The following is a 3847-nucleotide window of genomic DNA, read 5'->3' as shown; positions in this document are numbered from 1 at the left end:
TTGGCATAAATATCTAGGGCAACTAAAGCGGAATCCACTTCTCTAGAATATTTAATTAAGAGCGAATACAAAACCCTAGGCTCTTGACTAATATCAGACAAAATTTCAATTATCCGACAAGGAATACTAGAAAATTGCGCCGTCAAATTGGAGAGAGACTGACACATTTCTAGGGCTTGTAGAAATTGCGATTCGGGTGATGTGGTCATAATTATCTTGTTTGCTGAATTGAATCAGACCAAGGATATTGTTTTTGTGCCAGTAAATGCGCTTGTTGCTGCGAAAAACCTCGATTAATCACTAAGTCAGATTCGTAGATTTCATGATTGAGAAACATCTGATCAAGATTATTCCCTTGAGCGCCAGCGAGTCTTCGCCAAGCTGCTACCATTAAACCTTCGGGAAAAAATTGATATCGAGACACTCCCGATCCAAAAGCATAATCCTTGGCGCGTCGGATATCGATCTCCGATATTTCGTATTGGGCAGCAATCCCTAGGATATCTTGATTATTATCCATAATCTGATCATATTCCTCCCTTACCTTGGCGGTTAGTTTCTGCTCGTAGATATCTAAATGCGCCCATCGATCACTATCACCCTCCATTGATTACTTTAACGCGTCCATTGGTGTTGAGTCCTAGCATTAACTAAAAATTCCAACTTCGAGCGATCTTCCTCTTTTTCAGAAACGGCGGAACCCTTGCGGAATATCGCCCCGGTTGGACAAGCGGCAACACATTTGCCGCAGGAAGTACAGGCAGAAACGCTGCCCCAAGGCTGATCCATTCCCGCGATAATTTTATCTTTTTCGCCGCGATAAGCCAGATCCCAAACGTGCGCCCCTTCAATTTCATCGCAGACTCGCACACAACGGGTACAGAGAACACAACGATTATGATCGATACCAAAAAGATGATGGGAAATATCCACTTCTCGCTTGGGAAAACGGTAGGGAAAACGACTATGATCCATACCCACTTCGATGGCTAAATCTTGCAATTCACAGTTACCATTAGCCACACAAACCGCACAAACGTGATTGCCTTCAGCGAATAATAATTCCACTGTCATGCGGCGATATTCTTTCAGTTTTGGGGTATCGGTGTGAACCACCATTCCTTCCGCCACTTCCGTTACACAGGCAGGTAATAATTTATTAATACCTTCAATTTCTACCAAACATAAGCGACAGGCAGCCACTTCGGAAACCCCATCGAGATGACAGAGGGCAGGAATTTTTATTCCTACCTGACTAGCGGCTGCGAGAACTCGCGAACCTGCTTCGATCGCTACATCTTTGCCATCAATGCTTAAAGTGATTACGGACATAAAAATTATTCTCCTTGAGGATAATATCCCTCTCCTTCCCATAGGCCACAATTTGTGGCCAAGGGTGGGATTTTTACAGAAAGTTTTAACCTAGACAATCGGCTAAGTCTTTTGCGGGGGTGGTAATCGGCTGCAGATGATAGGTATCGGAGAGGAATTTGAGGACGTTAGGGGAGATAAATGCCGGTAAAGTTGGTCCCAGACGGATATTTTGCATACCTAGATGTAGCAGGGTGAGCAGTACAGCGATCGCTTTTTGTTCGTACCAAGAGATAATTAGGGAGAGGGGAATCTCATTGACACTGACGTTAAAAGCGTTGGCTAATCCTAGGGCGATTTTGATGGCACTATAGGCATCGTTACATTGTCCCACGTCCATTAGCCGGGGTAATCCTTCGATGCTACCTAATTGTTTGTCGAAAAAGCGGAATTTTCCACAGGCAAGGGTTAAAACGATGCAATCTTCGGGGACTTGTTCCACAAATTCGGTGTAGTAATTGCGATCGGGTTTTGCCCCATCGCAGCCCCCAACTAGGAAGAAGTGACGGATTTTACCCTGTTTAAGGGCATTAACCACCGTATCAGCGACACTGAGAACGGTATTGTGGGCAAATCCCACCATTACCTGCCGAGGTTCGCTTATTTCAGTAAATCCGGGCAATGACTGCGCTTTAGCAATCACGGGACTAAAATCGATCGCACCGTCCACTGTTTCTAAGCGGTTAATATGGGCATAACCCACAGGTCCGAGGGTAAAGAGTTTACTTTCATAGTTTTCGTGGGGGGGCATGAGACAATTAGTAGTTAAAACTATTGCCCCCGGAAACTTAGCAAATTCTTTAGTTTGATTTTGCCAGGCGGTGCCATAATGACCGTAGAGATGGGGATATTTTTCTTTTAGTTTTGGATAACCGTGGGCGGGTAATAATTCTCCGTGGGTATAGACTGTTATCCCAGTATTGGTAGTTTGTGCCAGTAAAGCCGCTAATTGTTTAATATCATGGCCGGAGACTAAAATGGCTTTACCTAGACGCGGATTTAAGGGAACATTTGTCGGTATGGGATGACCGTAGGTTTCGGTATGACCTTGATCTAATAATTCCATGGCCCGCAGGTTTGCTGCCCCAACTTTTAGACAGATTGCCACCCAATCATTCAGGTTTAAATCACTGCGATCAATTGCCGCTAAAGTCTCTTGGATAACCTGATAAACTGAGTCATCCTCTTGACCTAATTCCTGAGCGTGGAAAGTATAGGAAGCAAGACCTTTAACTCCGTAGATAGCGGTTAACTTTAGGGAAAAAATATCGAGGTCTTGTACTTTTTCAATTAGTTCTAAGGATACTTCTTGACCTTGGCTGACTAGGCTCTCATTAAAATTAGGCTGATAGTTAGCAAGTGCAGACCATTCCACCGATCCCAATTGTGCTTTTAAATTTTCCCGAATCTCTAAACAACGCTGAATATAATCGGTAAAACGTCTTTGATCGAAGTTCACATTGGTCATGGTGGCGAAAAGCGACTCGCAGGTAAAAATATCGGCTTCGCGAGTAGATATTGCCGCTTCTTTGGCTTTTAAAACCACCGATGCTAATCCCCGCAGACAATAAACTAATAAGTCTTGAACGGCGTTGACTTCGGGACTTTTTCCACAGGCTCCCCACTGATGACAACCATTACCACTAGCGGTTTGTTCGCATTGTTCACAAAACATAAGTTTTCTCTCTTTTTTCAGTGGATTGACAGATTGTTGCGATTTTTTTCTACTAAATTGAATTCTGCTTTTTTGAAAGTTAGTTATCGGCCCTCACCCAGCAAGAATTATGGATTTTACGACTGGAAAGCTTGTCTTGACAGCCTCTACTCTCTGAACTATGTTTTTATTCTCTCACTTTTTTTGCCGGTTGGGTTCTGATTTTAGATTTCCTCAAGAATTACTGATTAAACAATTATTTAGTTGTCTTATTAAATTAAGTATTTTTTGTGATTTTTATGATATAATGAGCGAGATTTTCGATTTTTAGGTGGGTATTTGCCAGTGTCATAGCAATCGGTCTCCTGATTAGGATAGAAAGTTGGAACTTAAGAGTTATTATCGCCTAACTGTGATGATGGGATTGCTTTCGACATAGATAGTTATCTCTTTTTTTATTTACTTAACTTAGCAATGATTGAAACCGCTCATCTCCCCGAATCTGCTCAAAATCTTTATCTGTTTTCGCCAGATACTGATATTTGACATCAAGACTGATGAACGATTTATTTGATTAGTGGTATTCCGATATCTTTGCAGATTTTATTAGCGAGAATATCCCTAATTTCCGTATGTCTTGGAATCGCAGATCTTTTATTTAATTGGGGGTTAAACCACCAAGAATGGCTAGGACTTGCTGAAAAAGTATGGGCGAAGCATTCGGATAGAAAATCTACGGTTTCACCGATAGGTTATTGTCCGAATGCTTCGCCCCTACAGGACGCGGGCCGATGAAGACGCAAGGTTTTGAACGACGATTCT

4 protein-coding genes and 1 pseudogene are annotated in these 3847 nt (G+C 42.5%); all 5 read right to left on the bottom strand.

Features of this window, described 5'->3' with window-relative positions:
- A pseudogene (locus PX636_RS16315) lies at nucleotides 1-209 on the bottom strand (hypothetical protein); the annotation flags it as partial.
- 2 nt (nucleotides 210-211) lie between these two features.
- Nucleotides 212-607 carry a ribonuclease H family protein gene (locus PX636_RS16310; protein ID WP_012268006.1) on the bottom strand — a complete coding sequence of 132 codons (396 nt, stop codon included), beginning with the start codon at nucleotides 605-607 and terminating at the stop codon, nucleotides 212-214.
- Nucleotides 608-615: 8 nt separating this feature from the next.
- Nucleotides 616-1332 (bottom strand): bidirectional hydrogenase complex protein HoxU, encoded by a 717-nt coding sequence (hoxU, locus tag PX636_RS16305; RefSeq protein ID WP_002794250.1) that lies wholly within the window; start codon nucleotides 1330-1332, stop codon nucleotides 616-618.
- Nucleotides 1333-1417: 85 nt separating this feature from the next.
- Nucleotides 1418-3046: a hydroxylamine reductase gene (gene hcp, locus PX636_RS16300; protein WP_288117844.1), complete on the bottom strand. Its 1629-nt coding sequence runs from the start codon at nucleotides 3044-3046 to the stop codon at nucleotides 1418-1420.
- 442 nt (nucleotides 3047-3488) lie between these two features.
- Entirely contained in the window at nucleotides 3489-3584 is a 96-nt protein-coding gene (locus tag PX636_RS22920; RefSeq protein ID WP_409888327.1) for a TPR end-of-group domain-containing protein, read from the bottom strand.
- Nucleotides 3585-3847 lie beyond the last annotated feature (263 nt).

Origin of the sequence: Microcystis sp. M53598_WE2 (assembly GCF_030067735.1) — a bacterium.
Lineage (GTDB): Bacteria > Cyanobacteriota > Cyanobacteriia > Cyanobacteriales > Microcystaceae > Microcystis > Microcystis aeruginosa.
This window is presented reverse-complemented; position numbering and strand designations above follow the sequence as displayed.

What these genes read in the sequence shown, in the direction of transcription:
- PX636_RS16310 (WP_012268006.1), bottom strand. Translation starts at nt 607, where the DNA reads ATGGAGGGTGATAGTGATCGATGGGCGCATTTAGATATCTACGAGCAG.
- hoxU (WP_002794250.1), bottom strand. Translation starts at nt 1,332, where the DNA reads ATGTCCGTAATCACTTTAAGCATTGATGGCAAAGATGTAGCGATCGAA.
- hcp (WP_288117844.1), bottom strand. Translation starts at nt 3,046, where the DNA reads ATGTTTTGTGAACAATGCGAACAAACCGCTAGTGGTAATGGTTGTCAT.